Here is a 20,702-nt window from a genome sequence, read left to right on the forward strand (position 1 = left end):
TCAGGTTGCCGTCGTGACCGCCGACAACCGGTGTACGTCCCGCGCCGTTCCCGTGACTCCCGACAGGAAGCCCTGGGCCCGCGGGGAGGCGGTCGCCGTGAGCCATGCCGGGTCGATGTCGCAGACGGCGACGCGGACTTCTGTGCCGGCGAGCGCCAGCGGGAGGGTGTGGACGACCGTCGAGGGGAAGCTGAGGATCGTACGGCCGATGGGGCCGCGGCGGGCGATCAGTTCCAGCGGGAGGTCCGGGCGGACGATCTCCAGGCCGGTCTCGACGGCCAGCCGGTGGAGTTTGTCGGGGGCTTCACGGCGGTGTGCGAAGTAACGGGTCGCGCCGTAGGTCTTGGTGAGACCCCTCACCGCTTCGAGGTATCTGTCGGGGTCCACGACACCCGTCTCCACCAGGGAGGTGCCCACGAGGTCGGCGCCCTTGGTGAGGCGCGGCGGGCCGAAGCGGGCGCGGGTCCAGGAGAAGTCGTTGGCCGTCACGTGGACGCCGTCGGGCGTCTCCGTGATCGGCATGGAGGAGAACACCTCCACGCGGCGCCCGGAGCCGGGCGTGAGGCGGCGCCGGGCCGAGGCAGAGACCGGCGCGAACACCAGGTCGCGCGGGCCGGGCCGGCCGCCGCGCCGGTGCCAGCGCACCAGGCGTTCACCGCGGGCGAGTTGGGAGACGAACTCCATCGTCGCGGTGCCGTCGTCCACGACGACGAGGTCGCGGGCGCGGGTGATGGTGAGCAGGAGTTGTACGTAGCGGGAGAACGGGTCCCCCATGACGATCCGTTTCGCCCGCCGCAGCAGCGGCGCCAGCCCGCCCACGGTGTGAAAGGGCGCCGTAGCCCCACCCCGGGCCTCCTCCCAGCGCACTTCGTGCCCTTCACCACGGGCGAGTTCCGCCATGCGGCGCAGCTGCCCCCGGGTCATGGGGTCGTTGGGGGAGAGAACGACGAGGGTGAGCCCCGCGTGGGTCACCGCGCGGGCAGTGCCGGGCACGGGGCCACCCGCCGGGCCGGTGGCCTCCGGCATGGTCGCCAGTCCCGCCACATGACTCGGCCCCGCGGTCCCGGGCGTGGGACCGGACGCCGCCTCGACGGCATCCGGCGCCGCGCCGGCCGTCGATTCGCCGGCCCCCGGGCCCGCCGCGGATGCCGGCTCCGCCGCAGGCGCGGGCGCCGGCCCTCCGCCCCCCGCGCCGGGCGCGGGCCCGGCCGACTCCCCCGCAGCCCGGAGGGCATCGGCATGTGCCCATTCCAGGACGTTGAGGAGTTGGACCGGGCTCTCCACGAACGCGAGCGTGTGTGTGGAGGCCGGGCGGGGGCCGGCGGATCCGGCGCGGGGGCTCATCGACGTATGACCGTCGCTTCCGTGAGTACGGACTGGGGAATCCGTGGATACGGACTGATGGGGGCCGGGATCAGACCGCGACCGGCTCGCCCGCGGCGGCGGCGATCTCGGCCTCGGCGATGACGCCCTGGACGCGACGCAGCTTCTTCATCGGGCCGAGCTCGGAGTCGTACACCTTCTTGACGCCGTCGCCGAGGGAGGCCTCGATGGTGCGGATGTCGCGGACCAGGCGGGTGAGGCCCTGGGGCTCGACGGAGGCGGCCTGGTCGGAGCCCCACATCGCGCGGTCGAGGGTGATGTGACGCTCGACGAAGGTGGCGCCGAGGGCGACCGCGGCGAGCGTGGTCTGCAGGCCCGTCTCGTGGCCGGAGTAGCCGATCGGGACGTTCGGGTACTCGGCCTGGAGGGTGTTGATGACCCGGAGGTTGAGCTCCTCGGCCTTCGCGGGGTAGGTCGAAGTGGCGTGGCAGAGAAGGATGTTGTCCGAGCCGAGGACCTCGACCGCGTGGCGGATCTGCTTCGGCGTCGACATGCCGGTGGAGAGGATGACCGTGCGGCCGGTGGCGCGCAGCGAGCGCAGCAGCTCGTCGTCGGTCAGGGACGCGGACGCGACCTTGTGGGCCGGGACGTCGAACTTCTCGAGGAAGGCGACGGCCTCGGTGTCCCACGGGGAGGCGAACCAGGCGATGCCCTTCTCCTTGGAGTACTCGTCGATCTGGCGGTACTCGTCCTCGCCGAACTCCACGCGGTGGCGGTAGTCGATGTAGGTCATGCGGCCCCAGGGGGTGTCGCGCTCGATGTCCCACTGGTCGCGCGGGGTGCAGATCTCCGGGGTGCGCTTCTGGAACTTCACGGCGTCGCAGCCGGCCTCGGCGGCCGCGTCGATGAGCTTGAACGCGTTCTCGAGCTCGCCGTTGTGGTTGATGCCGATCTCGCCGACGACGTAGACGGGGTGGCCCGGGCCGGCGGTCTTCGGACCGAAGGTGCGCAGACGGGAGTTGGTGCTCATGGTGGAGAAGTTCCTTACTTGTCGAGGGAGTCGAGAGAAGGACCGAGGATCCAGCTGGCGATCTCTCGGATCGCGCCGTCGCCGCCGGGGACGGTGGTGACCGCGCGTGCGGCGCCGCGCACGACGTCGTGGGCGCTCGCGACCGCCACGGGCCAGCCCACGAGGGCGAAGCACGGGAGGTCGTTGACGTCGTTGCCGACGTAGAGCACGCGCTCAGGCGCGATGCCCTGCTCCTCGCACCACTGCTTCAGTGCGAGGTCTTTCCGGTCGATGCCGTGGAGGACCGGAATCTGCAGCTTCCGGGCTCTGGCGGCGACGACCGGGTTCTGCTCCGTGGACAGGATCAGCATCGTCAGGCCGCTCTTGCGGAGGGCCGCGATACCGAGTCCGTCCCCGCGGTGCACGGAGACGAACTCCCGTCCGTCGGAGTCGATCAGCACCCTGTCGTCGGTCTGGGTGCCGTCGAAGTCGAGGACGACCGCGTCGATGTCGGCGGCGGTCGGGAGGGTGCCGGGCCTGTTGGCGTCGAAGAGGGGCGCCAACGCCCGTGCGCGGGCGAGGTCGTGCGGGTCGTCGATCTCCAGCACGCGAGCGGGGTCGGTGCGGACCAGCTCCGTACGGCCGAAGAAGCGGTGCTTGTGCTCGCGCAGCCCGGCAGCGTCCATGGCGTACGCGGCGCCGGTCTCCAGGAGGTCCTGGGGGCGGTCCTGGCGGCGCGGGCGGAAGGACTTGTCGTGGTTGACGCCGTAACCGCCGTCGGTGGCCGTGGTGTTGGCGACGGCCGTGCCACCGCCGACGGCCTGGGTGGCCCGGGTGTCGACCACGGCCGGGTCGTCGTCGGCGTCCCGCCAGATGAAGCCGTGGAAGGGCGCCACGGTCAGCGCGGTGTCCGCGCCGTTCTCCACGACCGCGCCCGCGACCCCGTCGAGGTCCTCGCGGACGATGAACGGGCTGGTGCACTGGACGAGGAGCACTACGTCGACCGCGGAGCCGTGCAACGCCTCGTGGGCGTCCATGGCGTGCAGGACGGCCGCCTCGGAGGTGGCCGTGTCGCCGGCGATGGCTGCGGGGCGCAGTATGACTTCGGCGCCGGCTTCGCGGGCGGCGGCGGCGATCGCCTGGTCGTCGGTGGAGACCACGACGTCCGTCACCAGCCGGGCCGCGCGGCATTCGCGCACCGCTCGGGCCACCAGCGGCACGCCGCCGACCGGGAGGAGGTTCTTGGCGGGGACACCCTTGGAGCCGCCCCTGGCGGGGATCACCGCGAGCACGCGACGTACCGAAGTCGCCGGGCCCGCTTCCGAGTTGGACATGCGAAGTACTCCTTGCGAGGGGTTCGGGGCGCCCACGCCCGTCTGCTCGGGGGCGCTCACAGCTCGCCCATCCGCCGGATGACGGGCGCCACGCGCTGCACGCCGTGCCGGTAGGCGCCGCGCGCCGCCCGGCGCACGATCTGCCGCACGGGTCCCGGCTCGGTGTCGGCTACAGGCGCGCCGGGCAGCGGGCTGCCGTCCGGGGCGAGGTGGTGGCGGGCGAGGATCCCGGGCAGATAGCCGGGGGCCGTGACGGGCGTGTAGTAGGGGGCGAGGGAAGGGAGTTCGCCCTTGTCGAGCAGCTCGGCGATGCGCGTACGGGCCGCGTCGAAGGCCGTCTCGTACGCCCCGTCGGCTGCGACTCCCTGCCGTGCCACCCACTCCTCGTCGGGCGCCGGCTGGTGCCCGGCGTCGAGCTGGTCCCAGGAGGCGAGGCACCCGGAGCCGACGAAGTGGTGGTTGCCCAGCGACTCGCGCACGCCCAGGTCCGTGAGCAGGACCGTGGGAATACGCCGGTGCAGGGACTCCAGGGCGGCCGTCGAGCTGACGGTGACCAGCAGGTCGGTGCGGTCGAGGACCTCGCCCATGTGCCCGTACACGAGGCGGAAGTTGGCGGGCAGGTCGAGGCGCTGCGCCAGCTTCTGGTAGGGCTGCTCCTCGATGTGCGTGGTGTGCTCGCCGGGCTTGGAGCGCAGCTTCAGCAGGACCTCGCGGTCCGGGTGCAGCCGTGCGTGCCGGACGAGCCGCTCCAGCAGGTACATGCGGTCCTCGCGGCTCTCCGGGACGGAGGGCTGCGCGGCGAAGACGACGGTGTACGGGTCGTGCTTCTCGTACGAGTCGCCGCCGAGGAACGGCAGCGCGACCTCGGTCACGGAGGAGGCGTCGGCGCCCACTCCCTCGTACACGGCGGTGAAACGCTCCGCGTCCTGGCGGGAGTTGGCGAGGACGAGGTCCGCGCCGTGCCGCAGCAGCAGCCCGTCGGCGAGCTTTTCGTAGACGACGCCGACATAGCCGGTGACGACCACGGGCCGCTTCGCGCGCTCCTGCCAGGCGTGTCCGAGACCGTGCAGCATCGCCTGGACGGCGCCGCCGACGAGGGCGAGCACGACGATGTCGTACTCCGCTTCCCGCAGGGTCCGCAGGAATTCGACACCGGTGACCTCGCGGAGCGAGTCCGCGCGGACGCCGACCTCTTGGAGCTGGCGGGCGGTGGGGGTCGCACGGCCGCGCAGGAGATAACCGTCGAGACGGATGTCCGATTCGGCCGGTGCAATACGGTTCGCGGTGAGCGCGCCCCATTTCCACCGGGTGTCGGAATCCGCGAGAACGGCGACTCGCAGGGAGTTCGAGGTACTTGCTGGCACGTCGAAGACGCTAGGAAGCGATTCCGATGCGCGGCCCAACCGGAATGCAACAAAGGGTTAACAGCACATCGCCGAATGGCGAATCGGGCCCGGATCCACCCTGAAAAAGGCTGGGTTCACCATTCCGCCATGCGCCGTTCACCTGGCATCTCACCATCGGTCAAGACGAATGCCGGGCTTCCCCCTAACGTCACGTGGGTGGTCAAGCTCTCCGTCATCGTGCCGTTCTACAACGTGCAGCAATACGCACCCGACACCCTGAGGAGCCTGCGTGCCAACGCGCGTCAGGACTTCGAATTCATTCTCGTCGACGACTGTTCGCGCGACGAGACACCGGACATTCTCGCGCGCGCGGAGCGCGAGCTCCAGGGTGCCGTGTACGTCAGACACGAGCAGAACGGAGGTCTGGCGACCGCGCGCAACACGGGTATCGACGCGGCGCGCGGCGAGTACCTGACGTTCCTCGACGGCGATGACTGGCTCGCGCCCGGGTACTACGAGCAACTCCTCGCAGCCATCGAGGACTTGGGCGTCGACTTCGTCCGTACCGACCATGTCCAGGCGACCGCGCGGGCCCGCTCGATCCACCGGGTTCCGCACGGCCGGCGCGGTGTCGTGCTGAACCCGCGCGAGGCGATCCTGCCCGCCGACCGCTCCACCTCCGTGGACTACGCGTACGCCTGGGCGGGCATCTACCACCGCCGCCTGATCGACCGGGGCGTGCTGCACTTCACCGATGGGCTGCGCACGGCCGAGGACCGTCCATGGATCTGGAAGCTGCACCGCGAGGCCGAGTCGTTCGGCGTGGTGGGGCTGCTCGGTGTGTTCTACCGGCGCGGAGTTTCGTCTTCGCTGACGCAGATCGGGGACGTACGGCAGCTGGATTTCATTCGCGCCTTCGACCAGGTCGTACGGGAAACGGCCGAGGACCGGGAGGCGGATAAACTCCTGCCGAAGGCCGTGCGGACCTACTGTGCGATTATTTCTCATCACCTGGGTTCCATCGAAAGGTTCGAGCCTCCCGTGGCACGGAAACTGAAGTCGATGAGTGCCGTCGCATTGCGGCGTATGCCGCAGGACGTCCTCGACGACGCCCTCGACTCCATGGACGTACAGCGCGCGACGCGGCTGCGCCGGCTGCGCCGCCGTCCCGTGTCCGCGGGGGTGGCGGCGTGACCACCCAGATCTTCATGGCGTCGACGCTGTACGGCACGGCGACGCTGGCGGCGGCCGTCGACGCCGACTGCTTCCGCCCTGCCGACCGGCGCATCCTGCTGGTCTCCAACAACTCGGCGACGCCCGAGACTTCGCGGGGCATCGACGAGATGCCGGGCTTCGAGCGCCTGCGCGGCCGGTTCGACGAGGTGGTCTCGTGGAACGAGACCATCTCCCCTTTCCACCCGGGCGGTTGGTCGCCGCGTCTGAACGACGTACCGCTGTGGGAGCGTCATCTGCGGCTCGCCTGGAACCTCGGTGACGACGACATCGAGCTGGCCGTCGAGTCGATCCAGGTGAACCCGGCGCTCGGTGTCGCGCAGATCTTCACGGGCGCGCCCATCACCGTCTACGCGGACGGCCTGATGAGCTACGGGCCCACCCGCAGCAAGATCGACCCGCTGGTCGGCACGCGTATCGAGCGGCTTCTCCACCTCGACCTGGTTCCGGAACTCAAGCCGCTGCTGCTCACCGAGTTCGGTGTCGAGCCGGAGATCGTGCCTACGGACGCGTTCACCAAGGTGCTCGCCGAACTCGTCGACACCGGTGACGAGTTGCCCGTCATCGAAGGGCCGGCCCTGCTGCTCGGCCAGTACCTCTCCGCCCTCGGCATCCTCACCGCCGAGCAGGAAGAGGATCTGCATGTACGGATGCTGAGGGGGGCCGTCCAACTCGGCCACCAGCGGGTGGTGTTCAAGCCGCACCCCAGCGCACCGGCCCGCTGGTCGCGCGCCCTGGAGAAGGAGGCCGAGAAGCTCGGCGCCGAACTCACGGTGCTGGACACTCCGGTGCTCGCCGAGGTCCTCTACCAGCGGATGCGGCCGGCGCTGGTCGCCGGCTGCTTCTCCACAGCACTGCTCACCGCCTCGGCGCTGTACGGCCTGCCCGTCGCCCGGATCGGCACGGAGTCGCTGCTGGACTGCCTCACGCCGTACGAGAACAGCAATCGCGTCCCCGTGACGATCGTGGACGCGATGCTGCCCGAGCTGACGGACCAGAAGGCGGTCACCGAGCAGCGCAAGGGGCTCGGCACGGACCAACTCACCGAGCTCCTGCGAGCGGTGGGCTACGCCATGCAGTCCAAGATCTACCCGGATCTGCGGCCGGCCGCCGAGCGGTATCTGTCGCGCCGCCTCAACGGCCATACCTGGCGCTACTTCAAGCGCCGACGGCTCACCTCGCTGGGCCTGCCCGGCGCCGTGCCGACGCAACTGGCCTTCATTCCGCGCAACGCCACCGTACGCCGTGTGGCGCGTCGCGCCCGATCGCTCAAGAGGGCCACTCTCGGATGACTTCGGTCGACTCAAAGCCCGTCCCGACGGCATCTCCGGATGCGGGCACCACCGCCGTGAGCACCGGCACCGGTACCGACGGCACGCCACCGCCCCGGATCATCGCCCAGCCCCGCGCCGCCTCGCGCCTTCGCGCGCTCGACGGACTGCGGCTGATCGCCGCGCTGATGGTGGCCGCGTACCACTACGGCGGCCGGGACGGCGAGGTCGCGAAGGCGTGGGGCTCCTCGGCGAAGCTGCAATTCCCCACGCTGCACGAGTGGTTCGCGTACGGCTGCCTGGGCGTGCACGTCTTCTTCGTCATCAGCGGCTTCGTGATCTGCATGAGCGGCTGGGGACGGCCTCTGCGCTCGTTCTTCGCCTCGCGTGCGTCACGGCTGCTGCCGTCCTACTGGGCGGCGGTGATCCTCGTGACGGTGGTCTTCGCGCTGCCGGTGGTGGCGTACAAGGCCGTCTCGCCGAGCGACGCGCTGCTGAACCTGACCATGCTGCAGCAACCCCTGGGCGTGGACCGGGTGCTGGGCGTCTGCTGGACGCTGTGGGCCGAGGTCCGCTTCTACGCGCTCTTCGCGCTGTGCGTCGTCATGCCGGGCGCGAACCGCCAGGGCATCATCCTGTTCTGCGCGGGCTGGACCATGGCCGCGGCGATCGCCGACGCGGCGAACGAGCCGCTGCTCGACCTGGTCCTGATGCCCGAGTACGCGCCGTTCTTCATCGGCGGCATCGGCCTCTACCTCATCCACCGCGACCGGCACGACGCGTACGCCTGGGGCATCGTGGGCGTCAGCTGGCTGCTCGGTCAGCACTACGCGGTGGCCAGCCTGTGGCACGCCCCCAACCCGGACTTCTTCTCCTACCGCACCTCGTCCGGCATCATCCTGGTCGTCACCTTCGGCTTCGTCGCGGTCGGCGCGATAGCCCTGGGCTGGCTGAACTGGGCCCACTGGCGCTGGCTGACGGTCGCGGGCGCGCTGACGTACCCCTTCTACCTGGTGCACGAGCACCTCGGCTGGGTCGCCATCAAGGCCTACCACCAGAGCCTGGGCATCCCGTCGTACGCGACTTTCCTGCTGACGATCGCGACGATGCTGCTGCTGGCGTGGCTGCTGAACCGCCTCGTCGAGGACCGCTTGGGGCCACGGCTGCGCTCGGCGCTGTCGAGGCCTCGTCGCTGAACGCACCTGGTTCGACGCACCAGCGTCCTGCCACCGCGCCGACAGCTCACCGAGGTCGGCGTTCATCCGCCGGAGCATCTCGGTCGCCAACCCGTCGACAGCGCCTGCTTGTCCTTGAAGTGCCAGTAGAGGGCAGGGGCCATGACGTCCAGTTCATCGGAGACGTCACGTTCGGCCGCGAGCTCACCGGGCTCACGCAGGACGCGGACGGGGTTGACGGCGACGTTCGCGGCGGGCGCCCCCGTACGTGCCCGGTACGCGGTCGCCGCGGACGTCGGACGCTCCACCGTGTGCCGGCTGCTCGGCATCGGCATGACCGGCGAGACGGTCGACCCGAGCCCCACGCTGGTAACGGACGTCCGCATCACCGGCATGCGGGCCGTCCGGCGGCGATGTCACAGCGAGCCTCCCCTGGAGAATCTCCACGCGGTGCCCAGGCAGTGCACGGGAGAGCAGGTCGGCGGCTTCGCCCAACGTCGGCTCGTGTTGCAGTACAGCCACGGCATCCCCCTTTTGGGGCTCACTCTTCACGAGCGTAACCGGGGACGTACGGTTACCGCCGCCGATCACTCGCTAGGAGTAATTGGCCAGGTCAGAACGCATCCGACGGCACGTAAGTCCCCCAAACCCCCCGCAACGCGTTGCACACCTCGCCCACCGTCGCGCGAGCCCTCAACGCGTCCTTCATCGGGTACAGGACGTTGTCCGTGCCCTCGGCCGCCTTCTTCAGGGCGGTCAGCGCCGCGTCCACCGCCCCCTGGTCCCGCTCGGCCCGCAGCTTCGCGAGCCGCTCCGCCTGCTGGGCCTCGATCGCCGGGTCCACACGGAGGGGCTCGTACGGCTCCTCCTCATCCAGCTGGAAGCGGTTGACGCCGACTACGACGCGTTCGGCGGAGTCCGTCTCCTGGGCGATGCGGTAGGCGGAGCGCTCGATCTCCGCCTTCTGGAAGCCGTGCTCGATGGCGTTGACGGCTCCGCCCAAGTCCTCGACCTTCGCCATCAGTTCGACGGCCGCGGCCTCCACCTCATCGGTCATCTTCTCGATCACGTACGAGCCGGCGAACGGATCGACCGTCGCCGTCACATCCGTCTCGTAGGCCAGCACCTGCTGCGTACGGAGCGCGAGGCGGGCGGACTTGTCGGTGGGCAGCGCGATGGCCTCGTCGAAGGAGTTGGTGTGCAGGGACTGGGTGCCGCCCAGCACGGCGGCCAGGCCCTGGACGGCGACCCGGACCAGGTTCACCTCCGGCTGCTGGGCCGTCAGCTGCACGCCCGCCGTCTGCGTGTGGAAGCGCAGCATCAGCGACTTCGGATTCTTGGCGCCGAACTCGTCCCGCATCACCCGGGCCCAGATCCTGCGCGCCGCTCGGAACTTGGCGACCTCCTCCAGGATCGTCGTACGCGACACGAAGAAGAAGGAGAGGCGGGGGGCGAAGTCGTCCACGTCCATGCCGGCCGCGACCGCCGTACGCACGTACTCGATGCCGTCGGCGAGGGTGAAGGCGATCTCCTGCACAGGTGAGGCGCCCGCCTCGGCCATGTGGTAGCCGGAGATCGAGATGGTGTTCCACTTCGGGATCTCGGTTTGGCAGTACTTGAAGATGTCCGCGATCAGACGCAGGGACGGCTTGGGCGGGAAGATGTACGTGCCGCGCGCGATGTACTCCTTGAGCACGTCGTTCTGGATCGTGCCCGTCAGCTGGTCGGCCGATACACCCTGCTCCTCCGCGACCAGTTGGTACAGCAGCAGGAGCAGGGAGGCGGGCGCGTTGATCGTCATCGACGTGGACACCTTGTCCAGCGGGATGCCGCCGAACAGCACCCGCATGTCGTCGATGGAGTCGATCGCCACGCCCACCTTGCCGACCTCGCCGCTCGCGATCGGCGCGTCCGAGTCGTGGCCCATCTGGGTGGGCAGGTCGAAGGCGACGGACAGACCCATCGTGCCGTTGGCGATGAGCTGCTTGTAGCGGGCGTTGGACTCGGTGGCCGTGCCGAAACCGGCGTACTGGCGCATCGTCCAGGGGCGGCCCGTGTACATCGAGGGGTAGACGCCGCGCGTGAACGGGTAGCGGCCCGGCTCCCCCAGCTTCTCGGCCGGGTCCCAGCCCTCCAGGTCGTCCGGCCCGTACACCGGCTCGATGGGCAGTCCGGACTCCGACTCGCGCGCCATGGTGTGTGCCTCCGCTTGCTTCACATACTCGCCAGTACAGACGACCCTAGCCACGGACTGTAGTGGTGACCGTGCGGCCGGTGGAGAGGCCCAGGCTGGGAGCTTGCTCACAGCCCGGACGAGACCCCGGTCACAACCGCTCGCCCGGTCACCACAATGCCCCGTAGTTCGCAACCAAGCACCCCCGGGAAACCTCTCAGAGGGCACAGTGAGCAACGGGGGGTCCCAATGCGTACTCCAGGCATGTGGAGATCAGTCACGGCTGTCGTGGTACTCGCCGCGGTGAGCGGCTGCACGGTCCAGGCCGCCGGTACGTCCGCCGAGCCGGACCCGGTACATATCTCAACGGCGCCGGTCGAGAGCCCCGACGACCCCAAGCCCGAGAGTCCCGAGAAGCCTGCCCAGCCGGCCGAGGCCGCCGGGGACGACGCCAGCCCCTCGACACCCGCGAAGCCCCCGAAGCCGTCCCCACCGCCCAAGGTGCTCTGGGCGCGGGGCGACCAGGGCAGAGACGTACGCGAAGTGCAGGCCCGGCTGCGTCAGATCGCCTGGCTCTTCGAGGGCCCCACGGGGACGTACGGCGCGGCGACGGTCGCCGCCGTCAAGGGCTTCCAGGGCAAGCGGGGACTGCCGCAGACCGGGAAGACGGACTCCGTGACCTGGCAGCGGCTGCTGAACATGACGCACGAGCCGGGCAAGTGGGAGCTGTACGCGGCGGGCGACCAGCCGGCCGCGAAGCCGGACCCGCGCTGTATGACGGGCCGCGTGATGTGCATCAGCAAGACGAGCCGCACGCTGCGCTGGATGATCGACGGCAGGACCCTCTCGACGGTGGACGTGCGCTTCGGCTCGCAGTACACGCCCACGCGGGAGGGCGAGTTCAACGTCACCTTCAAGTCACGCCACCATGTGTCGACGCTGTACGACACCCCCATGCCGTACGCGATGTTCTTCAGCGGCGGCCAGGCGGTCCACTACTCCTCGGACTTCGCGGCGACCGGCTACAACGGCGCCTCGCACGGCTGCGTGAACGTACGGGACGAGGCGACGCTCGCGGCGCTGTTTTCACAGGTGAGGAGCGGCGACAAGGTCGTCGTCCACTGGTGAGCGCCGGGGCCGGAAGGCGGCGAGGAGAGGTGTGGGGCGCGGGCGGGACCGGGGGAACGTGTCCCGCCCGCGCCATTGTGCACTGAGCCATGGGTACGGGGGGAACCCCGGCTCGTGCGCCAGCCGATGACCAGTCGGCTCACTTAATACTGCGCTGCTGCGGCCGAAAGTGTCACACCCTGCGGGCCAGACCTTTGAAGGCGTACGAAAACGCAGGTCAGGGCCGCGATGGGGGTCGAGGACAGCGGAGTCGTGACGTCCCCTGAGGCCAGGGGCGACGTCTTCTCACCGGGGGTGATCCCCTAGGCGGAGGTGGTGGTGAGGGACGGGGCGGCGTGCTGAACGTCGCTGGTGGTGGTGTCGGTGGCCTGGGTTATTTCGCCCGGCTCTCCGTCCTTGCCCTTCCCGTCCTTGCCGCCCTTCCCTCCCTTCCCGTTTTTCCCGTTCTTCCCGCCGCCGTGGTCGGCCCCGTCGTCGGAGTCGTCGGCGTCGTCGGAGTCACCGTTGCCCTGGCCGTTCCCCTCGGGCGCCGCGTCGTCCCGGTCCTGGGACTGCGCGAGGACGTTCGTGCAGTACTGCCGCACGCGCTCGGGCCCGCTCGCCGCTTCCTCCAGGCTGCGTCTGCGGTCGGGGCTGAGTTGCTTGCCGTCACGGACGTCCCGACAGGCGGCGGTGACCTTCTTCCACCACTCCGCGGAGCGCGCCTCATTGCCGGCGTCGCCCGCTCCGGGCCGCGAGGGTGTGCTCCCCGGCGCTTCCCTGCGTGCGTCGCCGCCGGTGTCCGGAGCCGAGGGGGAGCCGTCGCCGGTTGAACCGCCTGTGTCGCCGTCCCGATTCGGGACGTCGGGGGCGCCGCCCCGCGTCTCGCCGGGGGACGGAGTGATCAGCGGACGCTTCGGGGTGGCGGGCGCGGTCACCGTCGCTCCGGGTTCCGGATCGTCGTCGGTGAACGGCAGCACTCCGGCCGTGGCGACCATCGCCGCCCCGCCGAGCATCCCGGCGGCCAGCGTGGCGGCGAGCCCGTAACGCACCGGACGGGCCACGCGGGACGGACCGCGGCGGCCCGCCGAGGCGCGGCCGATGCGGACGAGTCCCGCGTCGGCGGAGGTGGCCGTGTGCGAATGGCCGCGGTGCCCGAGGCTCGCGTGTTCGCCGTCCCGGGCGGCCTGCGCCTTGCGGAAGGCGGCCATGGCATTGGCCTCGCCCGGGAGTTCCGCGCTGCTCAGCGGGGGTTCGGCGGTCAGCGCGCCCAGGGCGCGGACGAGCCGGTCGGCCTGGTCGCGCTGGTCGGCGTCGACGGTTTCGAGTGGCTCTCCGCGCAGCAGTCGTTCCGCGGTACTGCGGTCCAACCACTTGTACTGCTCGTCGGCCATCACATGTCCTTCTGCGTCCGCGAACGCGTATGCGTCACACCTGCGGACGACACCGCGTCGCTGCGCGGCTCTCTTTGTGGGGGTACGGCACTCAGTGCGCCGGTGGATTCCGGATCCGCGCCGAGCAGCTCCGCGAGCCGCTTCAGACCGCGGTGCGCCGCCGTGCGGACGGCTCCCGGGCGCTTGCCCAGTGTCTCGGCGGCGGTCTTCGCGTCGAGGCCTACGACAACGCGTAGTACGACGGCCTCCGCCTGATCCTGCGGGAGCTGGGCTATGAGGGACAGGGTGTTGCCGGTGGCGAGCGCCTCGATGGCCTCACCGGCGGTGTCGGACTCGGCCGCCCGCCCGGTGAGTTCGGTCTCGTCGCCCCCGATCGCGGGGCGCCGACCGCGCATCCGTATGTGGTCCAAGGCGCGGTTGCGGGCGATCCGGGCCGCCCAGCCGCGGAAGCGGTCCGCGTCTCCGCTGAAGCGTTCGAGGTCGCGGGCGATCTGCAGCCAGGCCTCGGATGTGACGTCCTCGGCATCCAGGTCGCCGACCAGCGTCCGTACGTACCCCAGCAGCCGTGGGTGCACGGCCCTGTACACAGTCCGGAACGCGGTCTCGTCTCCGTCCTGTGCCGCAAGCACCGCGGCGGTCAGCTCCGCGTCGTCCCCCAGCACGCGCGCCCCTTTTTGCGCCTAAGCCGGCGCCGCTCTCGCGGACCGGGTTCTCGCCGTCGTGGTTCCTCAATTTGTTGGATGCGGTCCTGCCCCGCATCCGGCGCGAAATGCACGGTACGGCCAGAAAGCGTCTGTCGTCCATGCGGGTACAACGTACTAGCAAGCCTTGCCGCGCCGAGGTGTGACAGAAAACGCACCCTCGGCGCTGTAGAGAATACGGGTCGCCGCGCGGCCCGTGCCGCGCGACGGTCGGGGCCTCTCCTGTGGGGGGTGGCGGCCCCGGCCGTTGCCATCGGCCATGGTCACGTTGCCGTCGCAGACGCCGGGCCATGTTGTCCTCCCGGGCATCGCTGGGCGCATCGCCCCTGTTCGCCGGGCATATCGCCACATTGAATCAGTGTCGGATCAGTTCTGCGGGCCTTTGGTGGGGCCGCCGCCGGGGTTCTTCGGGGGTATGGCCGCCTTGCCGGACTTGCTCGGCTCGGCCGGCTTGTTCGAAGCGGTCGGCCTTTCACCCGTACGGGGGTCCGGGGAGCCCGGCTTCTTGACCGGCGGGCCGGAGGGCCCGGTCTCTTCGTCCGGGGCCGACGGCGGACGGTCGGAGGGTGTGGCGGAGAAGCCGTCCCGCTGCCCGGGCGTCCCAGGCGTGGCGGCGGGATCCTCCGCGGTCCGGTCCGGCGCGCTCTTCGAGGGCCGCGGTACGCCGCTGTCGTCGTCCGAGGTGCCGACCGAGCCGATCGAGGCGAGAGCCACACCGCCGAGGGTCGCGCTCGTCACCAGCGCGGCCAGCGTCGCCCGCAGCGAACGCCCGAGCCTCCGGTGGACCCGTGGCCGCCAGTCGTCCCGCCGCCGGGTGCGCGCAGCGTGGGCTCCCGTCTGGCGTGCGGTGCGGTAGGCGGTGCGGGCCCGGTCCTCGGCGCCGGGGTCGAGCGAGTCGGCGCATACGGCGGCGGCGAGGAGGTCCTCAAGGGTGGGGGCCTCGTGTCGTTCACCCATGTCCGAGTCCACCCTTGCCCAAAGATCGCGTGCCGTTCATCCCGACTCCCCCAGCGTCCTGGGGCCGTCATCCGTCACACCTTCTGCACCCAACTGACGAGCAAGGGTCTTCAAACCCCGGTATGAGGCGGTACGTACCGCTCCGGGGCGTTTACCCAGCACGCGCGCCGCGGCGGGACCGTCCAGGCCCACCACGACCCGCAGCAGTACGGCCTCTGCCTGGTCGCGCGGCAGTCCCGACACCAGCTCCAGGGCGTACTCCGTGGAGATGGACTCCAGTGCCTGGTCGTGCGTGTTGTGCACGCCCGGGAGTTCCAGGACGTCCTGTTCCAGCACGGATGGCCGCGGCCGGGTCTTCTGCCGCCGCAGATGGTCGAGCGCCCGGTGCCGGGCGATGGTCGCGGTCCAGCCGCGGAATCCGGCCCCGTCCCCGCGGAACCGCCCCAGATCCCGGGCGATCTCCAGCCAGGCGTCCGAGGCCACGTCTTCCGCGTCGTCGCCGACAAGACCGCGCAGATAGCCGAGCAGTCCGGGCTGCACCAGCCGGTACGCGACCGAGAAGGCGTCCTCGTCCCCCTCCTGCGCCCGTGCGACGGCCATGCCCAGTTCCCCGTCGGCCGCCTGCCCGCGGCGGGGTTTGCCTCCCTGGCCCAACACTGTCCTCGTTCGCACCGAGTTCGTACCAAGATCCGCGCCACGCGCCATGGATCGCCTCGAGGGCGTGCCCTCCAAGGCGATCAGCGCCGAGACGTCCAGAAACGTCACAGCGGCACGAACATGGGGCAGACTCCCCGGTCCCCTCTCAGACCCGTCCGCGGGCCCGCCGCGACACGACCGCGCGCAGGACACGCCGCCCCTCCGTCGACAGGTCCAGAGCCTGCCGCAGACTCGCGGCGCCGCCCCCCGACAGCAGCTCCAGGATGGCGACTTGGCGGCGCAGTTCGGCGGCGACGAGGGGCGACATGTGCTGCGTACGGCCCTCGCGGCGGGCCGACACCGAGGACGCGCCGTCGTCCGCCGCGTCCAGCAGGCGGTGGACCTGGAGGGCGGCTACGGAGCAGGCGTCCGCCCATGCGCGCAGGTTTTCCGCGGAACGCTCCAGGGGAGCGGCGTCGAGCATGCGATGGGCGAGCGTGGCGGCTTCGCCCTCGGCGGAGACGTCGCCCTCAGGAGTCTGGGAGGCTTCCAGCTCCGCCCGGGCCCGCGCCACGCGCTCGCCCCAGTCCTCGGCCGCCGCGCCCTCGGCGAGGCTCGCCCACAACGGGCGCAGCACCTCGTCGTCACCACCCAGCAAGGGTATGCAGCGGTCCAGACATGCCAGACCGCTGGCGGCAAGACCGCGCTCGTCGGCCTGAGCGATCAGTTCCACCAGGCTCATCCACGCCTCCCTACGGTGGGGCGCCTCTTGTTGCGGAGCCCGCACTTCCCCTTACTGCGTCCTCCGTGGCCGGAACGTCACAGTACGGAGTGGCCGAATCTCGCCGGGTCTCAGCTGCGCATCACCCCGAGCCGGTCCAGGAACTGGAAGAAGAGCATCTCGGCGGACGGGTCCGCGTCCGCGGTGAACACCTCGAGAAGCTGCTCCTCCGGCACCGTACGGCCCGACTCGGCGGCCCAGGCCACGGCCCGCTCGGCGGCGTCGCGCGGCTCCAGGAAGTAGTCCTCGACTGTCAGCCCGTTCTCGGCGCCCCCCAAATACCCGGCCATGGCGTCGCGCGCCAGGCAGCTCGTCCACGCCCCGCTTTCCGGAGCGGCGGCCTCGACGACCACACACTGGCTGTCCATGACGTACCCGAAGAGCGCGGGCGCGCCCGTCTCCTCGGCGAGGTGGCTCATGTTCCCGACATCACCGGTGCCGTCCTCGATCGGGTACTCCCACACCTGCCAGCCGTCGTCGGCCCTCTCGTGCAGCGTCAGGCCCTTGGCCTCCGACAACGCGTCCAGCTCGGCGAGCGGCGACTCGCTCCTGCCGACGACGTAGTACCCCCAGTAACCCATTCCGGCTCCCCCCGGCGTTGCAGTTCAACCCGGCCCCAACGTCATCACAGTCGTACGGCCGTTCGCTACCGAAACGGTCAACTCATCCCAACCGCACCGACTCGGCGTCAGCCCAGCTTCTGCGCCAGTCCGGTGAACTCGCCCCACGACGCGCCCGGCTTCCGCGGATCCCACAGCTTCTGTCCCAGCGCCCGCAGCGGCATACGGATCCCCGCGGCCACCTGGTCCTGGGTCTGGGAGTTCGCCAGATCGCACCAGACCGCGAAGGAGCCGCCGAGGATCTGGTCGTCGTACTCCTGGGAGACCGGAGTCGTGCCGCGCAGGACGAGGGGCGTCCACTGCTCGTAGATGCGCTGCCCGGTGGGGTAGACGAACTGGTTGGGCTGACCGAGGACGTAGTAGAGGAACTCGTCGTTGTAGTTGATCACCTCGCGGCCCGCCCGCAGGTACTCGGTGGGCTGGCGGGCGCCGATCTCCTTGCCCGTCCAGTACGCGACCTGGATGTCGTCGGCGGCCTGGACGGCACCCCCGGGGAAGAAGCCGTCGTTCCAGGCCCGCGTCGTCCGGTCGTGGCCGCGCATCAGCCTGGCGCGGTCGTTGAGCCACCCGGTCGCCAGATCCGCGACGCCCGCGTTCGCCCCGTACTTCTTCTGCGCGGCCGCGGCCAGCTGCGGATACGTCGCCTCGGGGTTCGAGACCATCAGCGCCCGGTACTCGTCGGCGCCGAGGTGCCAGTAACGCCCGGGGAACAGCTCCGCGTACTCGTTCAGCAGCTCGTCCACGAGGTCCGCCGCCGCGGGCTTGGAGATGTCGACGGCTCCCTGCGTGGCCACGCCGTTCACGTTGCGCAGCTGGAGATCGGGGTGCGCGTCGAGCACCGCGCCGAGGTGGCCCGGCGAGTCGATCTCGGGGACGACGGTGATGTGCCGGCTCGCGGCGAGATCGAGGATGCGACGCACCTCGGCCTTGGTCAGATGCTGCTCCGACACGACCTCGGGGTGCTTGTCGGACTCGATCCGGAAGCCCTGGTCGTCGGAGAAGTGCAGCCCGAGCTGGTTGTACTTGAGATCCCCCAGCTCACGGATCCGGTCCTCGATCCACCCGGCCGTGAAGTGCTTGCGCGCGATGTCCAGCATGAACCCGCGCTGCGGCTTCGCCGGACTGTCGCGTACGACCCCCTCGGGCGCCGCACCGTCCGCACGCACCGCCTGCTTCAGGGTGCGCGTCCCGTAGAACACGCCCGCTTCTGCCGGCCCGCTGATCCGCACCCGCCCGTCCTTGACGGCCATCGTGTACGCCTCGGCTCCGGCGTCCTCGTCGGTGAGGGCCAGCTGTACATCCCCGGCGCGGGCGTCGCCCGTCCCCGCGTACGTGAGCTTCAGCTCCCCGGCGAGCAGCCGCCCCTCGTCCGCGAGGTCGGCGTCGTTCACGACCACGCGGCCCCCGTCGGCCGGACGCCAGCCGGGTCCCCGGGCGGGGGTGTGCTCGCGTACGGCCGGGATCGTACGAGGCGTCGTCGACATCGGATACGTACGGCTGGGCGACGGCGAAGCCGCGGGCGGGTCGGTGGGCTGCTGTGTCATCGGCGCGCCGTTGCCCCCGCTCGGCCACAGGGAGACCGTCAGGGCCGTGGCTCCCGCCACCGCCACTCCGGTCACGACCATCAGAGGCCTCCGGCTCCTGACCAGCTGGGGCCTCCGGCCCCTCGTCGCCCGGCGCCCACGCCCGTTCACCACAGATCACCCAATCAATTGCCCTGCCTGTCCCCCCGCGAACCTAGGCCCTCAGCTCACCACGCCACCGTCCACCACACGATCCGAAACTCTGCCGTCCGGGTGAAATTCGGGCATCCCTCGGACAGCTTCGGTCGCACCTCGATAGCGTGAATGTCACATCTCACACTTGATCCACTCCCGAATCACGCGTGAAGCCCTCACAGGAGCTTCACCGAACCGCCGAGGAACCCACGCTGCCTGCGCACCGCCCTTCTCGCCACCCCGGGCAGGTCGTCGCCCTACCCGGGCAAACCCGCTCCAGACCGAGCCCCACAGGCCTGGAGCGGTTCAACGCCGCGCCCGCGGACACGGCCGAACGGGCCCTGATCGCCTGCTGCGGCAGCCACCGCTGGGCCCGCCGCCTCGCCGCCCACCGCCCCTACCCCGACCTGGCCTCCCTGCTCGCCGCGGCCGACGAGGCGGCGTACGACCTGGCCCCCGCAGACCTCTCCGAGGCCCTGGCCCGCGAGCCCCTCCCGCATATCCCCGCCGACGCCCACTCCGCGGCCCACACAGCCCTGAGGGCAGCCCACGCCGCGTACGAGGCCCGCTTCGGCCACGTGTTCGTCATCTGCCTGGACGACATGACACCCGAGGAGACCCTCGACCAGGCACTCGACGCCATCCGGTCACGTTTGGCAAACGATCCCGAGGAGGAACGTTGCCTCACGGCGGAGGAGCTCCGCCGTCTGGCAAAGGGCCGTTTGTCACGTATGACCCGCTCATAAGTGCCCCTCCGGGGCCTTTCAGGACGCGGACCGTGACATCAGCGGCTCCGCCGCGATGGGGGTCCCCCGCAGAGACAAGCCACGACGGACCCGCACCCGGCAGACGACGAGGCACCCCACCCGGAAGTCGCCCCGGTAGCCGGACGCTGCCTTTTTGATCACATCGGGTAGGCCCGCTGTAAGCATCCCGACAGTACGTCGCTACGATGGCCAGGGCCGGTGGACCGTACCCGGCCGGGCCCGACCGACAGCACAAGCCGGCGCGGCCCCAATCCCCGCTCCCGGAGGAACTTCCGTGCCGGCTGGAACGCTGTACCGCGGCCGGGAAGGAATGTGGTCCTGGGTGGCTCATCGAGTCACCGGCGTCCTCATCTTCTTCTTCCTGTTCGTACACGTGCTGGACACCGCTCTCGTCCGTGTCTCCCCCGAGGACTACGACAACGTCGTAGCCACCTACAAGACGCCGATCGTCGCGCTGCTGGAGTACGGCCTCGTCGCCGCGATCCTCTTTCACGCGCTCAACGGTCTGCGGGTCATCGCCGTCGACTTCTGGTCCAAGGGCCCGCGCTACCAGAAGCAGATGCTCTGGACGGTCGTCGGTGTCTGGGTCGTGCTGATGATCGGGGCGCTGTACCCGGTTCTCGGCCACGCCGTCCGCGAAGTCCTCGGGAGCTGAGCCTGATGTCCACTACTGAGAAGTCCGCCGCCTCCGGCATCGGCCCCATCGAGGGCGCAGGCGAGCTGGCGTACAGCGTCGACAACCCGGCGCCCTACATCGAGGCGCCGCGGCAACGCACCAAGAAGACCCCGAAGTCGACCCGTGGCAACTTCGAGATGGCCGCATGGCTGTTCATGCGGCTGTCCGGCATCGTCCTGGTCGTCCTGGTCATCGGCCACCTGCTGATCCAGCTCGTCCTCGACGGCGGCGTCTCCAAGATCGGCTTCGCTTTCGTGGCCGGCCGCTGGGCCTCCCCCTGGTGGCAGACCTGGGACCTCGCCATGCTGTGGCTGGCGATGCTGCACGGCGCCAACGGCCTGCGTACGGTCATCAACGACTACGCGGAGCGGCCGAACACCCGGCTGTGGCTCAAGGGCCTGCTCTACACCGCCACGGTGTTCACCATCCTGCTGGGCACGCTGGTGATCTTCACCTTCGACCCGAACATCCGCTAGATCCG

The 20,702-nt window shown here is 70.4% G+C and carries 19 protein-coding genes and 1 pseudogene; 8 read left to right on the forward strand and 12 right to left on the reverse strand.

Annotated features, from left to right (window positions below; translation table 11 throughout):
• The 4 genes from ACFYO0_RS22470 to ACFYO0_RS22485 all read right to left on the reverse strand — a co-directional run bounded on the left by ACFYO0_RS22470 (position 1) and on the right by ACFYO0_RS22485 (position 5,030).
• Positions 1–1,344, reverse strand: a complete 1,344-nt coding sequence (locus tag ACFYO0_RS22470) for a hypothetical protein (RefSeq protein WP_388678690.1) — start codon at positions 1,342–1,344, stop codon at positions 1–3.
• 70 nt (positions 1,345–1,414) lie between these two features.
• Positions 1,415–2,353 (reverse strand): N-acetylneuraminate synthase family protein, encoded by a 939-nt coding sequence (locus tag ACFYO0_RS22475; protein WP_388678692.1) that lies wholly within the window; start codon positions 2,351–2,353, stop codon positions 1,415–1,417.
• A 14-nt stretch (positions 2,354–2,367) separates the two neighbouring features.
• Positions 2,368–3,666, reverse strand: coding sequence for a cytidylyltransferase domain-containing protein (locus tag ACFYO0_RS22480; RefSeq protein WP_388678695.1), 1,299 nt, complete (start codon positions 3,664–3,666; stop codon positions 2,368–2,370).
• 56 nt (positions 3,667–3,722) lie between these two features.
• Positions 3,723–5,030 carry a DUF6716 putative glycosyltransferase gene (locus ACFYO0_RS22485; protein WP_388678698.1) on the reverse strand — a complete coding sequence of 436 codons (1,308 nt, stop codon included), beginning with the start codon at positions 5,028–5,030 and terminating at the stop codon, positions 3,723–3,725.
• 198 nt (positions 5,031–5,228) lie between these two features.
• Between ACFYO0_RS22485 and ACFYO0_RS22490 the strand changes: the two genes are divergently transcribed.
• The 4 genes and pseudogenes from ACFYO0_RS22490 to ACFYO0_RS22505 form a co-directional block, all read left to right on the forward strand.
• Entirely contained in the window at positions 5,229–6,206 is a 978-nt protein-coding gene (locus ACFYO0_RS22490) for a glycosyltransferase family 2 protein (RefSeq protein ID WP_388678701.1), read from the forward strand.
• Positions 6,203–7,537 carry a polysialyltransferase family glycosyltransferase gene (locus tag ACFYO0_RS22495; RefSeq protein WP_388678703.1) on the forward strand — a complete coding sequence of 445 codons (1,335 nt, stop codon included), beginning with the start codon at positions 6,203–6,205 and terminating at the stop codon, positions 7,535–7,537. Before ACFYO0_RS22490 ends, ACFYO0_RS22495 begins: the two co-directional genes overlap by 4 nt.
• Positions 7,534–8,712 (forward strand): acyltransferase family protein, encoded by a 1,179-nt coding sequence (locus ACFYO0_RS22500; RefSeq protein ID WP_388678706.1) that lies wholly within the window; start codon positions 7,534–7,536, stop codon positions 8,710–8,712. The genes ACFYO0_RS22495 and ACFYO0_RS22500 overlap by 4 nt, the downstream gene beginning before the upstream one ends.
• Before the next feature lie 158 nt (positions 8,713–8,870).
• Positions 8,871–9,123, forward strand: a pseudogene (locus ACFYO0_RS22505) (FAD-dependent monooxygenase); the annotation flags it as partial.
• Between the two features lie 181 nt (positions 9,124–9,304).
• Here the strand turns inward: ACFYO0_RS22505 and ACFYO0_RS22510 are convergent.
• Positions 9,305–10,885 (reverse strand): methylmalonyl-CoA mutase, encoded by a 1,581-nt coding sequence (locus ACFYO0_RS22510; protein ID WP_388678709.1) that lies wholly within the window; start codon positions 10,883–10,885, stop codon positions 9,305–9,307.
• 243 nt (positions 10,886–11,128) lie between these two features.
• Here ACFYO0_RS22510 and ACFYO0_RS22515 point away from each other — a divergent pair, with 243 nt between their 5' ends.
• Complete coding sequence (locus ACFYO0_RS22515) at positions 11,129–11,992, forward strand: L,D-transpeptidase family protein (RefSeq protein ID WP_388678712.1); 864 nt, start codon at positions 11,129–11,131, stop codon at positions 11,990–11,992.
• 302 nt (positions 11,993–12,294) lie between these two features.
• On the opposite strand, the gene ACFYO0_RS22520 is transcribed toward ACFYO0_RS22515, so the two are convergent.
• The 7 genes from ACFYO0_RS22520 to ACFYO0_RS22550 form a co-directional block, all read right to left on the reverse strand.
• Positions 12,295–13,365 (reverse strand): hypothetical protein, encoded by a 1,071-nt coding sequence (locus tag ACFYO0_RS22520; RefSeq protein WP_388678714.1) that lies wholly within the window; start codon positions 13,363–13,365, stop codon positions 12,295–12,297.
• Positions 13,365–14,027, reverse strand: a complete 663-nt coding sequence (locus ACFYO0_RS22525) for an RNA polymerase sigma factor (protein ID WP_388678717.1) — start codon at positions 14,025–14,027, stop codon at positions 13,365–13,367. Before ACFYO0_RS22525 ends, ACFYO0_RS22520 begins: the two co-directional genes overlap by 1 nt.
• Before the next feature lie 405 nt (positions 14,028–14,432).
• A complete protein-coding gene (locus ACFYO0_RS22530; protein WP_388678720.1) occupies positions 14,433–15,023 on the reverse strand; it encodes a hypothetical protein in 591 nt (196 codons plus the stop codon).
• 36 nt (positions 15,024–15,059) lie between these two features.
• Positions 15,060–15,677, reverse strand: coding sequence for an RNA polymerase sigma factor (locus tag ACFYO0_RS22535; RefSeq protein WP_388678723.1), 618 nt, complete (start codon positions 15,675–15,677; stop codon positions 15,060–15,062).
• Positions 15,678–15,825: 148 nt separating this feature from the next.
• Positions 15,826–16,401 (reverse strand): hypothetical protein, encoded by a 576-nt coding sequence (locus ACFYO0_RS22540; RefSeq protein ID WP_388678726.1) that lies wholly within the window; start codon positions 16,399–16,401, stop codon positions 15,826–15,828.
• A gap of 110 nt (positions 16,402–16,511) precedes the next feature.
• Positions 16,512–17,021 (reverse strand): hypothetical protein, encoded by a 510-nt coding sequence (locus ACFYO0_RS22545; protein WP_388678729.1) that lies wholly within the window; start codon positions 17,019–17,021, stop codon positions 16,512–16,514.
• A gap of 107 nt (positions 17,022–17,128) precedes the next feature.
• Positions 17,129–18,685: a glycoside hydrolase family 20 protein gene (locus tag ACFYO0_RS22550; RefSeq protein ID WP_388678732.1), complete on the reverse strand. Its 1,557-nt coding sequence runs from the start codon at positions 18,683–18,685 to the stop codon at positions 17,129–17,131.
• Positions 18,686–18,945: 260 nt separating this feature from the next.
• Here ACFYO0_RS22550 and ACFYO0_RS22555 point away from each other — a divergent pair, with 260 nt between their 5' ends.
• The 3 genes from ACFYO0_RS22555 to ACFYO0_RS22565 all read left to right on the forward strand — a co-directional run bounded on the left by ACFYO0_RS22555 (position 18,946) and on the right by ACFYO0_RS22565 (position 20,697).
• Positions 18,946–19,524 carry a 2-oxo-4-hydroxy-4-carboxy-5-ureidoimidazoline decarboxylase gene (locus ACFYO0_RS22555; protein WP_388678735.1) on the forward strand — a complete coding sequence of 193 codons (579 nt, stop codon included), beginning with the start codon at positions 18,946–18,948 and terminating at the stop codon, positions 19,522–19,524.
• Positions 19,525–19,819: 295 nt separating this feature from the next.
• Positions 19,820–20,200: a succinate dehydrogenase, cytochrome b556 subunit gene (gene sdhC, locus ACFYO0_RS22560; protein WP_344391811.1), complete on the forward strand. Its 381-nt coding sequence runs from the start codon at positions 19,820–19,822 to the stop codon at positions 20,198–20,200.
• 5 nt (positions 20,201–20,205) lie between these two features.
• Positions 20,206–20,697 carry a succinate dehydrogenase hydrophobic membrane anchor subunit gene (locus ACFYO0_RS22565; protein WP_388678739.1) on the forward strand — a complete coding sequence of 164 codons (492 nt, stop codon included), beginning with the start codon at positions 20,206–20,208 and terminating at the stop codon, positions 20,695–20,697.
• The last annotated feature ends 5 nt before the right edge of the window (positions 20,698–20,702 follow it).

This window comes from Streptomyces sp. NPDC006365 (assembly GCF_042870755.1).
GTDB lineage: Bacteria > Actinomycetota > Actinomycetes > Streptomycetales > Streptomycetaceae > Streptomyces > Streptomyces xiangluensis.

Bases quoted from the DNA above. Each gene is read 5' to 3' on its own strand.
- ACFYO0_RS22470 (WP_388678690.1), bottom strand. From the start codon at position 1,344: ATGAGCCCCCGCGCCGGATCCGCCGGCCCCCGCCCGGCCTCCACACAC.
- ACFYO0_RS22475 (WP_388678692.1), bottom strand. From the start codon at position 2,353: ATGAGCACCAACTCCCGTCTGCGCACCTTCGGTCCGAAGACCGCCGGC.
- ACFYO0_RS22480 (WP_388678695.1), bottom strand. From the start codon at position 3,666: ATGTCCAACTCGGAAGCGGGCCCGGCGACTTCGGTACGTCGCGTGCTC.
- ACFYO0_RS22500 (WP_388678706.1), top strand. From the start codon at position 7,534: ATGACTTCGGTCGACTCAAAGCCCGTCCCGACGGCATCTCCGGATGCG.
- ACFYO0_RS22510 (WP_388678709.1), bottom strand. From the start codon at position 10,885: ATGGCGCGCGAGTCGGAGTCCGGACTGCCCATCGAGCCGGTGTACGGG.
- ACFYO0_RS22515 (WP_388678712.1), top strand. From the start codon at position 11,129: ATGTGGAGATCAGTCACGGCTGTCGTGGTACTCGCCGCGGTGAGCGGC.
- ACFYO0_RS22520 (WP_388678714.1), bottom strand. From the start codon at position 13,365: ATGGCCGACGAGCAGTACAAGTGGTTGGACCGCAGTACCGCGGAACGA.
- ACFYO0_RS22530 (WP_388678720.1), bottom strand. From the start codon at position 15,023: ATGGGTGAACGACACGAGGCCCCCACCCTTGAGGACCTCCTCGCCGCC.
- ACFYO0_RS22540 (WP_388678726.1), bottom strand. From the start codon at position 16,401: ATGAGCCTGGTGGAACTGATCGCTCAGGCCGACGAGCGCGGTCTTGCC.
- ACFYO0_RS22545 (WP_388678729.1), bottom strand. From the start codon at position 17,021: ATGGGTTACTGGGGGTACTACGTCGTCGGCAGGAGCGAGTCGCCGCTC.
- ACFYO0_RS22550 (WP_388678732.1), bottom strand. From the start codon at position 18,685: ATGGTCGTGACCGGAGTGGCGGTGGCGGGAGCCACGGCCCTGACGGTC.
- ACFYO0_RS22565 (WP_388678739.1), top strand. From the start codon at position 20,206: ATGTCCACTACTGAGAAGTCCGCCGCCTCCGGCATCGGCCCCATCGAG.